This window comes from Geodermatophilus africanus (assembly GCF_900107105.1).
In the GTDB taxonomy this organism is placed as follows: domain Bacteria; phylum Actinomycetota; class Actinomycetes; order Mycobacteriales; family Geodermatophilaceae; genus Geodermatophilus; species Geodermatophilus africanus.
The window spans coordinates 124,594-139,620 of the sequence record NZ_FNOT01000007.1 but is presented as its reverse complement, the minus strand read 5'-3'; the positions used below and the strand labels follow the sequence as shown (position 1 = coordinate 139,620).

Below are 15,027 nucleotides of genomic sequence, written 5' to 3'. Positions count from 1 at the left end.
TCCGCGGGGGCGCCGTGCGCCGTGGTCGGCCGGGTCACAGCCCCGGCGGCGCCGGGTACACCGGCGGGGTCTCGGCGTACTCCTCGGGGTACACCTGGCGGACGTTGCCGTCGAGGACCTGCATGAGGATCGGGGTCGCGTTCTCGTTCTCACCGGTCTCGGTGAAGGCGATCGGTCCGGACTGGGCCATCAGCGACTCCAGCTGGGTCTCGGCGATCGCGTCGCGCAGCGCGGCCGGGTCGGTGTCCCCCGCTCGCTCCAGGGCGTCGGCGACGACCCGCACGGCTTCGTGGGAGAGCACCGCCGCGGTGCGCATCTGGTCGCCGTGGGTCTGCTCGTAGAGCTCGGCCAGCTCCTGGGTCTCCGGGTTGGTGATGTCGAGCCGGTAGTTGGCGTCGAAGACGCCCTCGCCGGCCGCGCCGACCTCGCCGGGGAACTGCGGGGTGTCGAACGCGCCGTTGGCCACGCCGTAGACGGCGTCGAGCTCCGGACCGACGGTCTGCACCGCGTTCGCGACCAGCACGCCGTCGCGGTAGTAGCCGGCCACCATGAGGACGTCGGCGCCGGACTCCTGCACCGTGGTGATCTGGGTGGTGAAGTCCGAGACGTTGGCCGCGTCGTAGGTGATGACCTCACCCACCGTCATCCCGAGCTGCTCCGCCTGGGCGCGGAAGCTCTCGGTGATGGCGGTGCCGAAGGGCCCCTGCTCGTGCAGCACGGCCACCGTCTGCGCGGGGGCGCCTGCGGCCTCCGAGACCTGGGCGAGGTACTCGGCGCCGCGCTGCCCCAGGACCTCGGCACTGGGCTGCAGCCGGAACGTGTACGTGTAGCCCTGCTGCAGGATCTCGTCTGCGCTGGAGACGTCGATGACGAAGGGCACCTGGTTGCGCTCGGCGGTCGCCGCGACGTTCTGGCTCACCGCGCTCTGGTAGGTGCCCACCAGCGCGACCGCGCCTTCCTGGATCAGCCGCTGCGCCTCGCTCTGGCCGACCTCGGGCGCACCCTGGGTGTCCGCGCTGGCCAGCTCCAGCTGCGCGCCGCCCAGGGACTCGATGCCGCCGGCCTCGTTGATGGCGTCGACGGCGAGCTGCGCGCCGTTGTCCATCTGCTGCCCGTCGGCCGCGGCGGCGCCGCTGAGCGGGTGCAGCGAGCCGATGACGATCGTGTCGCCGGTCCCCCCGCCCTCGTCGCTCCCTGTTGCTCCGGGTGGTGCCGACCCGCCACAGGCGGCGAGCACCACGGGCAGGGCGACCGCCAGGGCGGGGGTCCAGCGCTTTCGCATGTCGTCTCCCGGCTCCGACCGTTCCTCCTAGCGGAACGGCGTGTGGCAGACCACTCTGACAGCAGCCTCCCGACCGGTCAACACATCGACAGGGAGATACAAGGCCGCTACATTCTCGCAGCACAGCGGCTCGGGGTTCCTGTCGATCACGGCGACGGGCTATCGTTCCGCCCAGCGGTACACCGGGGGACGCCGGCGGGGTCGGTGGTGGAGGGAGCAGGGATGGCCGACAGCACGGGCAACGAGGGGGCCGGTCGCGTGGCCGACGTCCTGCTGGCCTTCCTGGACGGCCCCCGGCGACTGGGCGTCTCTGCGGTGGCCCGCGAGCTCGGGCTGTCCAAGGCCGTGGTGCACCGCATCCTGCAGACGCTGGTGAACCGGGGGCTGCTGCTGCCCGACGTCGACACCCGGGAGTACCACCTCGGCCCGGCCGCCGCCGCGATCGGCGCCCGCGCGCTGCGCGAGTCCGACCTGCGCACGATCGCCCTCCCGGTGCTCCGCGAGCTGCAGCAGGCGACCGGCGAGACGACCACGGTCTCCGCCCGGGTGCCCGGCGGCCGGGTCTACCTCGACCAGGTCGAGAGCGCCCGGGAGATCAAGATGACCGTGGAGCTGGGCCGGCGGTTCCCGCTGCACGCCGGCGGCTCGAGCACCTGCATCCTCGCCTTCCTGCCCGACGACGAGGTCGAGGCGGTGCTGGCCGGCCCGCTGGACCGGCTCACCGACCGCACGATCGTCGACGCCACCGGGTTGCGCCGGCGCCTCGACGACATCCGCCGGCGCGGGTACGCCTGCACCGACGGCGAGCGCCAGGAGGGCGCCGGGTCCGTCGCCGCGCCGGTCTTCGGCGTCGACGGCTGGGCACAGGGCGCGATCTCCGTGTGCGGCCCCGCCGCACGGGTCGACCCCGCGGCCCGCGAACGTTTCGTCCCCCTCGTCACCGCCGCCGCCGACCGCATCTCGCGGGGCATGGGCTGGCGCGGCGGGATCCCGTCCCCGGAAGGACGTGCCATCGCATGACCGCAGCCCTCGCCGGACTCCGCGTCCTCGACGTCTCCACGCTGTTCGCCGGCCCGATGGCGGCGACGATGCTCGGGGACTTCGGCGCCGACGTCGTCAAGGTCGAGCACCCCCGGGGCGACCCGGTCCGCACCCACGGCGCGAGCAAGGACGGCGTCGGCCTGTGGGGCAAGGTCGTCGGCCGCAACAAGCGCGGCGTCACGCTCAACCTCTCCGACGCCGCGGGCCAGGAGGTCTTCCGCCGGCTGGCGGCCGGCGCCGACGTGGTCATCGAGAACTTCCGTCCCGGCACCCTGGAGCGCTGGGGTCTCGGCTACGAGGAGCTGTCGCGGGACAACCCCGGCCTGGTGCTGGTGCGGGTGACCGGGTTCGGCCAGTTCGGCCCCTACTCCTCCCGCCCGGGCTTCGGCACCCTCGCCGAGGCGATGAGCGGGTTCGCCGCCATCACCGGCGAGCCCGACGGCCCGCCGACGCTGCCCCCGTTCGGCCTGGCCGACGGCATCTCCGCGCTCACCGCCGCGTACGCCACGCTGGCGGCGCTGAGGGCGCGGGACGCCACCGGCCGCGGCCAGGTCGTCGACCTGGCGATCATCGAGCCGATCCTCACCGTCGTCGGGCCGCAGCCGACCGTCTACGACGCGACCGGGCAGGTGCAGCAGCGGACCGGCAACCGCTCGGCCAACAACGCCCCCCGCAACACCTACCGGACCCGCGACGGCCGGTGGGTGGCCATCTCCACCAGCTCGCAGAACATCGCCGAGCGGGTGGTGCGGCTGGTCGGGCACCCCGAGTACGTCGACGAGCCCTGGTTCGCCTCCGGGGCCGAGCGCGCCCGGCACGCCGACGAACTCGACGAGGCGGTCGGCTCCTGGGTCGCCGAGCGGGACCGCGACGAGGTCGTGCGCGCCTTCGAGGAGGCCCAGGCGGCGGTGGCCCCCATCTACGACGTCCGGGACGTCGTCGACGACCCGCAGTTCGCGGCGCTGGGCACGCTGGTGCGGGTGCCCGACCCGGAGCTGGGGTCGGTGCTCATGCAGAACGTGCTCTTCCGGCTGTCGGACACGCCTGGAGAGATCCGCAGCGCCGGTCCCCGCCTGGGCGAGCACACCGAGCAGGTGCTGGGCGAGCTGGGCTACGGCGCCGACGAGGTCGCCGACCTGCGCCGCCGGGGCGCGCTGTGACGGCACCCGCGGCGCCCCGGTCGTGGCTGTACGTGCCGGGCCACCGGCCGGAGCGGGTGACCAAAGCGCTGGCGGCCGGCGCGGACGCGGTCGTCGTCGACCTGGAGGACGCCGTCCCCGCGGCGCAGAAGGACGCGGCCCGGGAGCTGACCGTCGCGCTGGTCGCCGAGCGCGCGGGGGACGTCGGCGGGCCGCCGCTGTGGGTGCGGGTGAACCCGCCGGAAACCGACGCCGGCCGGCGCGACGTCGCCGCCCTGGCCGGCGCGCCGGTCGCCGGGCTGCGCGTCCCGCGCGCCGAGGATCCCGACGCCGTCCGCGAGGTGGCCGAGCGCACCGGCGCCCGCCTGCAGGTCCTGCTGGAGAGCGCCCGCGGCCTGGCCCGCGCCGCCGAGCTGGCCGCCGCCTCCGAGCTGGTCTGCGGGCTGGGGCTCGGCGAAGCCGACCTGGCCGCCGACCTCCTGGTCGACCGGGACGAGGGGCTGCGCTGGGCGCGCGGCGCTGTGGTCGTCGCCGCGCGCGCCGCCGGGCTGCCCGCGCCGGTGCAGAGCGTGTGGACCGACGTCGCCGACCTCGACGGGCTGCGGGACAGCAGCCGCGCCGGCCGCGCCACCGGCTTCTGGGGGCGGTCGGTCGTCCACCCCCGGCAGATCGCCGTCGTCCACGAGGTCTACACCCCCTCCGACGAGGAGGTGCGCGCCGCCGAGCAGGTCCTGGCCGCGGCCGAGGAGGCCGCCGGCCGCGGCGAGTCCGCCGTCCTGGACCCCGACGGCCGCTTCGTCGACCCCGCCGTCGTCGCCCGCGCCCGCGTCGTCCTCTCGCGGGTCCCCCGGCCCGCACCGTCCGCCGTCCCCACCCCCGCCTCGCCCCCTGGAGGTCCTCGATGACCAGCCCGCGAGCCACCTCCCCGGTGGCCGGCACCGGGACCGACGCCCTGCTCGCCGCCGTCCGCGGCGGCGTGCGGCTCGTCGAACTGGGCCACCCCCACTTCACCGGCATGCCGTGCTCGCCCAACCACCCCGGCTTCCGGATGACGCTCATCCGGCGGCACGGCGACATGGTGCGCCCCGACGGCGGGTCGGCGGCCAACGAGATCATCGTGACCGGCGGCCACGTCGGCACCCACGTCGACGCGCTCTCCCACGTCAGCCACGACGGCCTGATGCACGGCGGGGTCGACGCCGCCGCGGCGCAGACCGGCGGGGTGTTCCGCGAGCTGGGCGCCGAGCACACGCCGGCGCTGCTGACCCGCGGGGTGCTGCTCGACGTGGCCGCGGCCCGCGGCGTCGACGTCCTGCCGGCCGGCTACGGCGTCACCGCCGACGACCTCGAGGCCGCCGCCGAGCGGGCCGGCGCCCGGCCCGGCCCGGGGGACGTCGCGCTGGTGCGGACCGGCTGGGCCCGTCACTTCGACAACCCGTCGGTGTACCTGGGCCAGCAGGACGGCGTCCCCGGCGCCACCCCCGAGGCCGGCCGCTGGCTGGCCGAGGCCGGGGTCGTGGCCGCCGGCGCGGACACCACCGCGTTCGAGCAGATCCAGCCCGGAGCCGGGCACTCGGTGCTGCCGGTGCACCGGATCCTGCTGGTCGAGGCGGGCATCCACATCCTCGAGCACCTCGCCCTGGAGACCGCCGCGGCCGAGGGGCTCACCGAGTTCACCTTCGTCATGGCGCCGCTGCGGATCGTCGGCGGCACCGGCTCCCCGATCCGGCCCGTCGCCGCGGTCGCGGCATGAGCGGCATGAGCCGCCCCACCGTCGTCGCCCGGCTCGCCGAGCTGGCCGCGCACACCCGCGAGGAGGGCCTCCCGGAGGGACTGCGGGAGGACGTCGCCCGCCGGGTCCTGGACCTGCTCGGCAACAGCCTGGCCGCCAGCGGGGAGGTCTCCGCCACGGCCGTGACCGCCGTCGTGCGCGAGTGGGGCGGCACCCCGCAGGCCACCGCCATCGGCACGGGGCTGAAGGTCCCCGCGGCCTCGGCCGCGCTGGTCAACGGCACGCTGGCGCACTCGCTGGACTTCGACGACACCCACCTGCCGTCGGTGCTGCACCCCTCCTCCCCGGTCGTGCCGGCCGCCCTGGCCGTCGCCGAGGCTCGCGGCGCCACGGGGGCGGCACTGCTCGACGCCGCCGGGGTGGGCATCGAGGTGGCCGTCCGGCTGGGCATGGGCGGGTACGACGAGGCGCTGGGCAACAGCGAGTTCTTCGAGCGCGGCCAGCACGCCACCTCGATCTGCGGCGCGGTCGGGGCGGCCGTCGCCGCGGCCACGGTCGGCGGGCTCGACGCCGAGGGCATCGCGCACGCGGCCGGGATCGCCGCCTCGATGGGCGCCGGGCTGCTCGAGGCCAACCGGACCGGCGGCACCGTCAAGCGGGTGCACGGCGGCTGGGCCGCGCACGCCGGGGTCGCCGCCGCCGACCTGGCGCGGCACGGGCTCACCGGCCCACCCACCGTGGTCGAGGGCCGGTTCGGCTTCCTGCACGCGTTCTGCGGGGAGCGGGCCGACGTCGACGCGGTGGTCGACCGGCTCGGCGAGCACTGGGAACTGCCCGGCATCTTCTTCAAGCCCTACCCCTGCAACCACTTCACCCACGCGGGCATCGACGCGGCCCTGCAGCTGCGCGCCCAGGGGGTGCGGCCGCAGGACGTGACCGAGATCGAGCTGGGCGCGCCGACCGCGGTGCTGCGCACGATCGGCGCCCCGCCCGAGGAGAAGGCCCGCCCCCGGTCGGGCTACCACGCGGCGTTCAGCGGGCCCTACACGGTGGCCGCCGCGCTGACCGGGGGCGGCGGCCTGGGCGTCTTCCACGAGGACTTCACCGACGCCGCGGCAGCCGACCCCGAGCGGCTGGCCCTGGCCGCGCTGGTCCGCTGCGTCCCCGACGCCCGTTGCGACGAGATCTTCCCGCACCAGTTCCCGGCGGTGCTGCGGGTGACCACCCGCGACGGCACCCGGCACGAGGTGCGGGTCGACGCCAACCGCGGCGGGCCGCAGAACCCGCTGAGCTCGGCCGAGCTGGCCGAGAAGTTCCGGCTCAACGCCGCCCGCGTGCTCGACGCCGACGCCGCGCAGGCCGTCGCCACCGCGGCCCTCGACCTGCCCGCCGCCCCCGGCCTCGACCAGCTCATGGCGGGCGTGCGGGCATGAGCACCGGCGGGGACGGCGCCGACCCGGTCCCCGGGCTGGCCGGCGCGGTCTCGGCCACCTCGTGGGAGCGGGCGCCCGCCGCCGTCCGGGACCGGGTCGTCGACCTGGTCGCCGACACGGTCGCGGTCGCCGCACTCGGGTCGGCCCGCCCCGAGCTGCGGTCCCTCGCGGCGGTCCACGCGGCCACGGCCCCGGAGGGGGCGGCCACCGCGGTCGGCTCCGCGCGCGGGTGGCCCGCGGCCACGGCGGCGCTGCTCGACGGCGCCGCGGTCGCCGCCGACCAGCTTCAGGACGGGCACCGCGAGGCCCGCGGGCACCCGGCCTCGCACATCGTGCCCGCGGTGCTGGCGCTCGCCGGGGAGCGCGACACCGGCGGGGCCGAGACGCTGTCCGCCGTCCTCGCGGGCTACGAGGCCGGCGTGCGGGTGGGCCGGGCCATGGGCGGCACCCCCGACGGCGTGCACGACATCGGCACCTGGGGCGCCCTGGCCGCCGCCGCAGGTGTCGCCCGGCTGCTGGCCCCCGGCGACGCCGCGGCCGCGCGCCGGGCGCTGGAACTGGGCGCGGCGGCCGTGCTCCTGACCGACGCGGGGACCGTGTTCGCCGGCACTCCCGGCTCGCACGCGTTCCTCGGCGTCTCGGCCCAGCTGGGCCTCTCCCTGGGGCTGGCTGCCGTCGCCGGGCTCGAGCCCGCGCCGGGGTCGCTGGACCGGCACCTGCGCCGGGTCGCCGCGCGGGCGTGGGACCCGGCCGCCCTGGCCGTCGACGGCGGCTGGCCGCGGTTCGAGGTGCTGGCCGGCTACGTCAAGGCCCACCCCACCTGCGCCCACCTGCACGGGGTCAACGACGCCGTCGCCGACCTGGTGGCGCGCGGGGTGCGGGCCGGGGACGTCGCGGAGGTGGAGGTGCGGGTGGGGGCCGGCGCGGCCGCATTCGCCGGGGTCGCCGACGGCGAGCTGGCCGCCCGGTTCAGCGTGCCGACGTCGGTGGCCGTCGCCCTGGTCACCGGCCGGCTGGACGAGGTGGTGATGGACGGCGCCACCGTCACCTCGGCCCCGGTGCGGGCCCTGGCCGGGCGGGTGCGGGTGGTGCACGACCCGGCGCTGGACGCCGGGTACCCCGCCGGGCGGCCGGCCCGTGTCCGGGTCTCGCTGGCCGCCGGCGGGCAGCTGACCGCCACGGCCGACCGCCCGCGCGGTGACGCCGACCGCGCCTTCGACCGCGCGGAGCTGGCCGCCAAGGCCACCCGGCTGCTCACCCGCCGCTTCGGTCCCGCCGCCGCTCCCGACGTGCTGGCCGCCGTGCACGCCCTCGCCGACGGCGGGACGGCCCGCGAGCTGGGGACCGCACTGCGCCGGGCCGCCGGGGGTGCGCGGTGATCCTCAGCCGGGAGGACGGCGCCCTGCGGCTGGTGCGGCAGGTGGAGCACGGCCGGGTGGCCGGCGAGCTGGCCGCCGCGTGGGGCAACGAGGACTTCGAGCTGGGCGGTGCCCGCGCCGCCGTCGTCACCGCCGCCGCCCGGCACGACGAGGGCTGGCGCTTCGAGGACGCCCGGGTGCTCTACGCCGAGGCGGCCCGCCGGCCGCTGCACTTCCTCGAGATCGGCACCGCCGACCACGTCCGCCTCTACCGGCGCGGCGTCGAGAAGGTCGCCGCGCTGGACGTCTACGCCGGCCTGCTGGTCGGGATGCACTGGACCGGGCTGTACCGCGGCCGCTGGTCCTCCCCGGGCACCGCCGGCAGGCTGGCCCGCACCGAGCACGACCGGCGGCTGCAGGACGAGGTGGTCCGCGACGAGGAGCAGCGCTGGATCGACGCTCGCCGGCAGGCGTGGGACGACGACGAGCCGCGCAGCGTCTTCGAGACCCGGCTGTGGCACCACTTCGACCTGCTGCAGTTCTGGGACCTGCTCTCGCTCTACCTCGCGGTCAGCCCCCGCGAGCCGGGTGCGGCCGGGCCGGCCGAGTCCTGGGGGCCGCAGCTGCGCGACCTCGAGCACCGGCCGCGGACCGTGCGGCTGCCGGCGGTGGCCTCCCGGCCGGGCGGCGAGCGCACCGAGGTCACCGCCGCGGTCACCGCACCCGCCCGGGTCACCCTCGACCCGTTCCCGCTCGCCGCGGCGATCCGGGTGGACCTCGAGGTCGCGGTGCTGCCGGACCGCGGGTGGGGGCGCGACGAGGTGGCCGAGCGGGTGCGCACCACGCCGCCGTCGGTCGTGTCCTGGGAGCTCGTGCCACCGGCCGGGAGCCCCCGGTGAGCGGGCCGGGCGAGGACGCCGACCTGGCGGCGGCCCGCGTCGCGGCACAGGCCTTCGTCCGGGAGGAGGCCGGGTTCGCCCAGGTGACCTCCATCGACCGGGCCGGCTTCCCCGTCGGGCGGACCATGACCGCGTTCCTGGAGCCGGACTGGTCGGTGGCCCTGGTGCAGCGGCGCACCCACGCCCGGCTGACCCAGCTGCGGCGCGACCCGCACGTGCTGGTCGCCTGGGTCGGGTCCCCCGCGCCGGGGGCGACCAACGAGCGGCCGCACGTCTTCGACCTCGGCCGGCTGCCGCCGCGGGCGGTGTTCGTCCGCGGCACCGCCGTCTTCGCGCCCGACGACTGGACCGTCGAGCGCTACCTGCGAGCGGTCACCGCCCAGCGCGCCGCCGGGCACACCCGGGCGCCGCTGCGCACGCCGGAACAGGTGGTCGCCGACCTGGCCGGCGTCCTCGTCCGGCCGTACCGCGTGCGGCTGGAGGGCTTCGCCGAGGGGGCGCGGTCCTTCGACTGGACCGTCGACCCGCCACCCGACCCCGCACCGATGGGAGCAGCATGACGATCAAGACCATCCTGGGCTACGAGATCGTGCCGGGGGTCAGCCCCGAGGAGTACGAGCAGTGGCTGTTCGAGGTGCACGCGCCGGACCTGCTGGCCAACCCGCACCTGGACCGCATCGTGTTCAACAAGGTGCTGCGCCCGGTGCGCCAGGCCTCGGGCGGCACCGCCGACGTGCCGGAGGGCCTGACGTTCTACCGGATCGCCGAGATGCACTACGCCGACGAGGCCGCCTACCAGGCCTACCTGGACTGGTTCACCGAGCACCCCATCCCCGCCGAGCGCGGTCCGGCCGGGCGGACCGACTTCCGGTTCTACCTGGTCACCGAGAGCACGGAGGTCACCCGCTGACCGGCGGGCCCGCCGAGCCGCTGCGCCGGCTGGCGGCCCTGGCGTCCGCCCCGCCGCCGGCCGAGCTGAGGCCGTGGGCGGGGTCGGTGGCCGCCGAGGGCGGCGCGCTGCCGCTGCTGGGCACCGGCCGGCGCGCGGACCCGTACCCGGCGCTGCAGTGGAACGGCGCCCTGCTGCGCCGCGCGGCCGCCCCCGCCGACGACGGCCTGGTCCTCGTCGCGCTGGCCGCGGCGCCGCCCGGTGCCACCCTGGCCGACGTCGCGCGCGGCCTGGCCGCGGGCCGGGCGGTCGACGCGGACCTGCCGCCCTTCGACGGCGCGCCGGCCGTGCCGACCCTGCGGGTCCTCGCCGCGGCGGCGTGTGCGGCGGTCACCGCCGGCGCCGACCCGGCCGGCCTGGCCGAGCTGCTCGACCTCGCCGCCACGCTGCTCGTCGTGACGCCGCCGGGTGGCGGCACCGCGGTGGAGGAGGACCTGTGGGCCGGCGCCGCGCTGGCCGCGGGCTGGCTGGCACCGGTGCTGGCGGGCGCCGGGCTGACTCCCTCGCCGGACGCCGCGGCGACGACGCTCGCCGCCGTCCTCGGGGCCGGGCCGGTGCGGCCGCCGCGGCCCCCGGAGCCGGCGCCAGCCTCCGGGGAGACCCCGGCGTCCGGTGCCGGGGACACCCAGGTGTCCGAGCTGCTGGCGGCCCTCGGGTGAGCCGGCCGCCCGCGGTGCTGCTCAACGTGGCCGCTCCCTGGGACGGCCCGGACCCGGTCGACGTCGCCGCGCGGGCCACGGCGGCCGGGCTGGACGGCGTCGGCCTGGTCGACAGCCCCCGGCTGTTCCGCGACGGCCTGGTGGAGAGCGCGCGGGTGCTCGCCGCGACCCCGGCACGGCTGGCCGGGCCCTGCGTGACCAGCCTGGGCCTGCGCCACCCGGCGACCGTGGCCGGCGCGCTGCGCACCCTCGAGGAGCACGCGCCGGGCCGCGTGCTCGCCGTGCTCGGCCGTGGCGAGAGCTCGGTGCGCAACGAGGGCCTGCCGCTGCCGTCGCTGGCGGAGTACACCGCCGCGCTGGAGGCGGTCCGCGCGTCGCTCGGGGACTGCCTGGCGGCCGGCAGCGGCCGGCTGCTCGGGGCGGCGTCGGGCCCCCGCACCCTCGCGGTCACCGCACGTGCGCTGGGCGGGGTGCTGGTCGACGTCGGGGTCGACCCCGACGTGGTGACGCGGGCGGTGGCGGTGGCCCGCGCGGAGGAGCCCGCCACCGCGGTGTGGCTGTTCCTGCGGGCCGCGCTGACCGCCTCGGAGGAGGCCGCGGCGGCCGCCGCCGAGCCGACCCTCGGCTCGTGCGCGGTGCGGGTGACCTCGGCGCCGGAGTGGTACGGGGTGTCCGGCGCCGAGCTGGACGCCGTCCGCACGCTCGCCGCATTCCACGACTACGCCCGGCACGGCACCGCCGGCGCCCGCGGCGGCCGGCACGGCGAGGCGGACCGGTCCGTCCGGGACCGCTTCTTCCTCACCGGCTCGGCCGACGACGTCGCCGCGCGGCTGCGCCCGCTGGCCGGCCTCGGCGTGGCCGGGGTGGTGCTCGCCGGCGCGGTGCCCGGGGTGGGGGACCGGCCGGCCGAGCTGGCCGGTGCCGTCCGGGGCGGGCTCGCGGGACCGGGAGGCGGGGCGTGACCGCACTGGACGACGAGCGGGCGGCCGCCCTCGGCGCGTTCGCCACGGGGCTGCGACTCGAGGACGTCCCCGGCGAGGTGACGGACTTCGCCCGGCTGCTCCTGCTCGACACCCTCGGGGCGCTGCTCGGCGGGCTGCGCTACCCCGCCGTCCGGCGGCTGGCACGTGCGCTGCCCTCCGGCGGGTCGCTGCCGTCGGGCCGGCTGCTCACCCTGGGTGCGGCCGCGACCTGGCTCGACGCCGACTCCGGGGGCTCGGCCCACCCGCAGGGCGGCCGGCTGCCCCCGGTGCCGACGGCACACCCCGCACCGCACGTGCTCCCGGTGCTGCTGGACGCCGCGGCGAGGGGTCCGGTCGGGGACCGGCGGCTGCTCGAGGCGTTCCTGGCCGCGACCGAGGTGGGGATGCGGGCGGGCGGAGCCTCGTCGCTGCGACCCGGGCTGCACCCGCACGGCGTGCACGGGCCGGGGTCGGCGGCGCTGGCTGCGGTCCTCCTCGACGGCGGGACGGCGGCGGAGGCGACGAGCGCGTTCCTGCTGGGCTCGTCGCAGCCGGTGGCCGCGACCCTCGCCGTTCCGATGGGCGGCGGCACGGTCCGCAACGCGTGGACCGGCCTGGGCGTGTGCGCCGGCGTGCTGGCCGCGCGGCGCGCCCAGCAGGGCGTCGTCGTGCGGCCCGGCACGTTCTCGGCCCTCTTCGACGGCGCGGTCTGCACGGACCTGTCCCCCGCGCTGCTGGCCGACGACCTCGGCCGGCGGTGGGAGGTCGTCGACAGCTACCTCAAGCCGTACGCCTGCGCGCGGTGGCTGCACCCGGCCCTCGACGCGGTGCGCGCGGCGCTGGCCGGGACGGGCGCGGACGCCGGGGACATCGCCGCCGTCGAGGTGGCGACCTTCGCGTTCGCGGCCTCCCTGTCCGACGCGGAGGTGCGCTCGGACATGCACGCCCGCTTCTCGCTGCCCTGGTGCGTGGCGACGCTGCTGGTCGACGGCGGGGTCGACGCGGCCTCGTTCCTCCCGGAGGGGCTGGCCCGGCCCGCGGTGGGCGAGCTGGCCCGGCGGGTGGCCGTCACCGAGGAGCCGGCGTACTCCGCAGCGCTGCCAGATGAGCGGCCCACCCGGGTGACCGTGCGGCTGCGCGACGGCTCGGTGCACACCGCGGAGGTGCGCAACGCACGCGGCAACCCGGCCGACCCGCTCTCCGGGGCCGAGGTCGCGGCGAAGTTCGCGCGGAACGTCGGCGACCTGGTCCCGGCCCCGCTGGTGGAGCGGGCCGTGGCGGCGCTGTCGCGCGGGCCTGCCGCCGGGGACGACGACGTCCTGGCCCGGCTGACCCGCGGAGTGCTCGCCGACCTCGAGGCCGGCTGACCGGCGCGATCGCGTGGCCGGCGGGGTCCGCCCTCAGCGGCTGGACTCGGCCTCCCGGGCCTCACCGATCCGGTTGAGCCGGGCCAGCAGCTCGCCGAGCGTGTCGACGTCCTCCGCGGGCCAGTCCGCGAGGTCGGCCTCCCAGCGGGCCCGCCGGGCGTCCCGGATGCGGGAGAGCCGGGCCGCCCCCTCCGGGGAGGTGCGCAGCACCTGCGCGCGGCCGTCGGCCGGGTCGGCCTCGCGGGTGACCAGGCCCAGCGCGACCAGCGTGGACACCTGGCGGCTGACCGTGCTCTTGTCGAGCCCCAGTCGGGCCACCAGGTCGCTGGCGCGCAACGGCCCGGTGTCCTGCAGCAGCGCGAGCAGCCCGTAGGCGGCGCCGTCCAGGTCGGGGTGCAGCTCCCGGGACAGGCGGGCGGAGATGGCGCGGGAGCGGCGCAGCAGCAGCCCGATCTCCCGCTCCACCCGCACGTAGGCCTGGTGGGCGTCGATCGGCGTCTCGACGTCGCCGGAACGCCGCTCGGTCACCGGTCGTCCCGTGGCCGCCAGACGACCAGCGCCGAGGTGGCCGGCCGCAGCGGCACCAGGTCGCGACCGTAGCCGGCACGGACCGCGGACTCGGCCGCGATCGCCCGGCTCTCGGCGAGCTCCAGCTCGGTGAGGAGCTCCTGCACCCGCTGCTGCAGCGCCCCGACCTGCGACTCCAGGTCGATGATCCGCTTGATGCCGGCCAGGTTGACGCCGTCCTCCTGGGAGAGCCGCTGCACCTCGCGCAGCAGCGCGACGTCGCGCGGGCTGTACCGCCGGCCGCCACCCCGCGTCCGGCCAGGGCTGACCAGCCCCAGCCGGTCGTACTGGCGCAGCGTCTGGGCGTGCATGCCGGCCAGCTCGGCGGCGACCGAGATGACGAAGACCGGCGCGTCCTCGGCGACGGCGCGCGCGGCGCCGGCGTGCTCGCGGGAGCCGTCGGCCGGGAGACTCACCGCGCACTCCCCTGCTGCACCGCGGCGGTGATCCGCGGCCGCGGGTCGCCGAGCTCGGCCTCGAGCACCTTGACGGCCTCCTCCGCCGCGGGCGTGAGCCGCTTGGGCACCGCCACCTCGACGGTCACCAGCAGGTCGCCGGCCCGGCCCCGGCCCGGGACGCCGCGGCCGCGCACCCGCAGCGTCTGCCCGCTCGCCGTCCCCGCGGGGACCTTGAGCGTGACGTTGCCGTCGAGCGTGGGCACGGTCAGCGTCGCCCCGAGGGTGGCCTCGGCGAAGGTGATCGGCACGGTCAGAGTGAGGTCGTTGCCCTTGCGGCCGAACAGCTCGTGGTCGGACACGTGGACGACGACGAAGAGGTCGCCGGCCGGGCCGCCGCGCCGCCCGGGCGCGCCCTTGCCGGCCAGCCGGATCCGCTGGCCGTCCTTGACGCCCGCCGGGATCCGCACGGTGATGGTGCGGGTCTGGTTGGTGACGCCGTTGCCCGCGCAGGTCGGGCAGGGGTCGTCGACGACCTGGCCGGTGCCGCGGCAGTTGCGGCACGGCTCGGAGAAGGCGAACGCCCCCTGGCTGCGGCTGGTCACCCCGGCGCCCTGGCACACCGGGCAGGTGTGCGGGCTGGTGCCCGGCCGGGCGCCGCTGCCGTGACAGGTCGGACAGGTGCCCGGGCTCTGCATGCGCAGCGGCACCGTCACGCCGAGGACGGCCTCCTCGAAGGAGAGCGTCGCCTCGGTCTCGACGTCCTGGCCGCGCGCCGGCCCGGACGCCGCCTGGCTGCGCGCCCGGGCCGAGCCCGTCCCGGCACCGCCGCCCCCGAAGAGGCCGCCGAACAGGTCGCCGAGCCCCCCGGCACCGCCGCCGGCCCGCGTGCCGCCCGTGGCGCCGAAGAGGTCGCCGAGGTCGAACGGCTGGCCGCCGCCGGCCCCACCGGGGAACCCGCCGGGGAACCCGGCCCGCGCGCCCGCGCCACCGGCCCCGAACAGCCGGCGGGCCTCGTCGTACTCGGCCCGCCGCTTGGGGTCGGAGAGGACGTCGTAGGCCTCGGAGACCTCCTTGAACCGCGCCTCCGCGTCCGCGTTGCCCGGGTTCTTGTCCGGGTGCAGGTCGCGGGCCAGCTGGCGGTAGGCCTTCTTGACGGCCGCCGCGTCGGCGTCCTGGGCGACGCCCAGAGCGGCGTAGTAGTCCTTCTCGATGAAGTCCCGGGTGCTCATCGGGCGCCCCCT

Annotated in this window: 16 protein-coding genes; 12 read left to right on the top strand and 4 right to left on the bottom strand. The window is 77.6% G+C overall.

Annotated features, from left to right (window positions below; genetic code table 11):
* Window positions 1-34: 34 nt before the first annotated feature.
* Window positions 35-1,282 (bottom strand): ABC transporter substrate-binding protein, encoded by a 1,248-nt coding sequence (locus BLW63_RS14600; protein WP_091157692.1) that lies wholly within the window; start codon window positions 1,280-1,282, stop codon window positions 35-37.
* Window positions 1,283-1,504: 222 nt separating this feature from the next.
* Here BLW63_RS14600 and BLW63_RS14595 point away from each other — a divergent pair, with 222 nt between their 5' ends.
* The 12 genes from BLW63_RS14595 (at window position 1,505) to BLW63_RS14545 (ending at window position 12,821) form a co-directional block, all read left to right on the top strand.
* Window positions 1,505-2,302, top strand: coding sequence for an IclR family transcriptional regulator (locus BLW63_RS14595; RefSeq protein ID WP_091157688.1), 798 nt, complete (start codon window positions 1,505-1,507; stop codon window positions 2,300-2,302).
* Window positions 2,299-3,483: a CaiB/BaiF CoA transferase family protein gene (locus BLW63_RS14590; protein ID WP_091157685.1), complete on the top strand. Its 1,185-nt coding sequence runs from the start codon at window positions 2,299-2,301 to the stop codon at window positions 3,481-3,483. The genes BLW63_RS14595 and BLW63_RS14590 overlap by 4 nt, the downstream gene beginning before the upstream one ends.
* The gene (locus BLW63_RS14585; protein WP_091157682.1) at window positions 3,480-4,367 is read left to right on the top strand and encodes an HpcH/HpaI aldolase/citrate lyase family protein; all 888 of its coding nucleotides are present in this window, start codon (window positions 3,480-3,482) and stop codon (window positions 4,365-4,367) included. Before BLW63_RS14590 ends, BLW63_RS14585 begins: the two co-directional genes overlap by 4 nt.
* On the top strand, window positions 4,364-5,215 hold the full coding sequence (locus BLW63_RS14580; protein ID WP_091157678.1) for a cyclase family protein: 852 nt from the start codon (window positions 4,364-4,366) through the stop codon (window positions 5,213-5,215). The genes BLW63_RS14585 and BLW63_RS14580 overlap by 4 nt, the downstream gene beginning before the upstream one ends.
* 5 nt (window positions 5,216-5,220) lie before the next feature.
* A complete protein-coding gene (locus tag BLW63_RS14575; protein ID WP_211517117.1) occupies window positions 5,221-6,627 on the top strand; it encodes an MmgE/PrpD family protein in 1,407 nt (468 codons plus the stop codon).
* Complete coding sequence (locus BLW63_RS14570; protein WP_091157671.1) at window positions 6,624-8,006, top strand: MmgE/PrpD family protein; 1,383 nt, start codon at window positions 6,624-6,626, stop codon at window positions 8,004-8,006. Before BLW63_RS14575 ends, BLW63_RS14570 begins: the two co-directional genes overlap by 4 nt.
* The gene (locus tag BLW63_RS14565) at window positions 8,003-8,884 is read left to right on the top strand and encodes a DUF3891 family protein (protein WP_091157667.1); all 882 of its coding nucleotides are present in this window, start codon (window positions 8,003-8,005) and stop codon (window positions 8,882-8,884) included. The genes BLW63_RS14570 and BLW63_RS14565 overlap by 4 nt, the downstream gene beginning before the upstream one ends.
* A complete protein-coding gene (locus tag BLW63_RS14560) occupies window positions 8,881-9,444 on the top strand; it encodes a hypothetical protein (RefSeq protein WP_091157663.1) in 564 nt (187 codons plus the stop codon). Before BLW63_RS14565 ends, BLW63_RS14560 begins: the two co-directional genes overlap by 4 nt.
* The gene (locus tag BLW63_RS14555) at window positions 9,441-9,794 is read left to right on the top strand and encodes an EthD domain-containing protein (RefSeq protein WP_091157661.1); all 354 of its coding nucleotides are present in this window, start codon (window positions 9,441-9,443) and stop codon (window positions 9,792-9,794) included. Before BLW63_RS14560 ends, BLW63_RS14555 begins: the two co-directional genes overlap by 4 nt.
* An 86-nt stretch (window positions 9,795-9,880) precedes the next feature.
* Complete coding sequence (locus BLW63_RS26860) at window positions 9,881-10,492, top strand: hypothetical protein (RefSeq protein WP_170856784.1); 612 nt, start codon at window positions 9,881-9,883, stop codon at window positions 10,490-10,492.
* Window positions 10,489-11,454 (top strand): LLM class flavin-dependent oxidoreductase, encoded by a 966-nt coding sequence (locus tag BLW63_RS26855; protein WP_170856783.1) that lies wholly within the window; start codon window positions 10,489-10,491, stop codon window positions 11,452-11,454. The genes BLW63_RS26860 and BLW63_RS26855 overlap by 4 nt, the downstream gene beginning before the upstream one ends.
* Window positions 11,451-12,821, top strand: a complete 1,371-nt coding sequence (locus tag BLW63_RS14545) for an MmgE/PrpD family protein (RefSeq protein WP_091157654.1) — start codon at window positions 11,451-11,453, stop codon at window positions 12,819-12,821. Before BLW63_RS26855 ends, BLW63_RS14545 begins: the two co-directional genes overlap by 4 nt.
* Before the next feature lie 33 nt (window positions 12,822-12,854).
* On the opposite strand, the gene BLW63_RS14540 is transcribed toward BLW63_RS14545, so the two are convergent.
* Genes BLW63_RS14540 through dnaJ form a run of 3 tightly spaced genes read right to left on the bottom strand, consistent with a single transcriptional unit; the run spans window position 12,855 to window position 15,015 of the window.
* Window positions 12,855-13,349, bottom strand: a complete 495-nt coding sequence (locus BLW63_RS14540; RefSeq protein WP_244522586.1) for a MarR family winged helix-turn-helix transcriptional regulator — start codon at window positions 13,347-13,349, stop codon at window positions 12,855-12,857.
* Window positions 13,346-13,804 carry a heat shock protein transcriptional repressor HspR gene (locus BLW63_RS14535; protein ID WP_091157650.1) on the bottom strand — a complete coding sequence of 153 codons (459 nt, stop codon included), beginning with the start codon at window positions 13,802-13,804 and terminating at the stop codon, window positions 13,346-13,348. Before BLW63_RS14535 ends, BLW63_RS14540 begins: the two co-directional genes overlap by 4 nt.
* Window positions 13,801-15,015 (bottom strand): molecular chaperone DnaJ, encoded by a 1,215-nt coding sequence (gene dnaJ / locus BLW63_RS14530; RefSeq protein WP_091157646.1) that lies wholly within the window; start codon window positions 15,013-15,015, stop codon window positions 13,801-13,803. The genes BLW63_RS14535 and dnaJ overlap by 4 nt, the downstream gene beginning before the upstream one ends.
* Between the last annotated feature and the right edge of the window lie 12 nt (window positions 15,016-15,027).

What these genes read in the sequence shown, in the direction of transcription:
- BLW63_RS14600 (WP_091157692.1), bottom strand. Translation starts at nt 1,282, where the DNA reads ATGCGAAAGCGCTGGACCCCCGCCCTGGCGGTCGCCCTGCCCGTGGTG.
- BLW63_RS14570 (WP_091157671.1), top strand. Translation starts at nt 6,624, where the DNA reads ATGAGCACCGGCGGGGACGGCGCCGACCCGGTCCCCGGGCTGGCCGGC.
- dnaJ (WP_091157646.1), bottom strand. Translation starts at nt 15,015, where the DNA reads ATGAGCACCCGGGACTTCATCGAGAAGGACTACTACGCCGCTCTGGGC.
- BLW63_RS14555 (WP_091157661.1), top strand. Translation starts at nt 9,441, where the DNA reads ATGACGATCAAGACCATCCTGGGCTACGAGATCGTGCCGGGGGTCAGC.
- BLW63_RS14580 (WP_091157678.1), top strand. Translation starts at nt 4,364, where the DNA reads ATGACCAGCCCGCGAGCCACCTCCCCGGTGGCCGGCACCGGGACCGAC.
- BLW63_RS14575 (WP_211517117.1), top strand. Translation starts at nt 5,221, where the DNA reads ATGAGCCGCCCCACCGTCGTCGCCCGGCTCGCCGAGCTGGCCGCGCAC.
- BLW63_RS14590 (WP_091157685.1), top strand. Translation starts at nt 2,299, where the DNA reads ATGACCGCAGCCCTCGCCGGACTCCGCGTCCTCGACGTCTCCACGCTG.
- BLW63_RS14595 (WP_091157688.1), top strand. Translation starts at nt 1,505, where the DNA reads ATGGCCGACAGCACGGGCAACGAGGGGGCCGGTCGCGTGGCCGACGTC.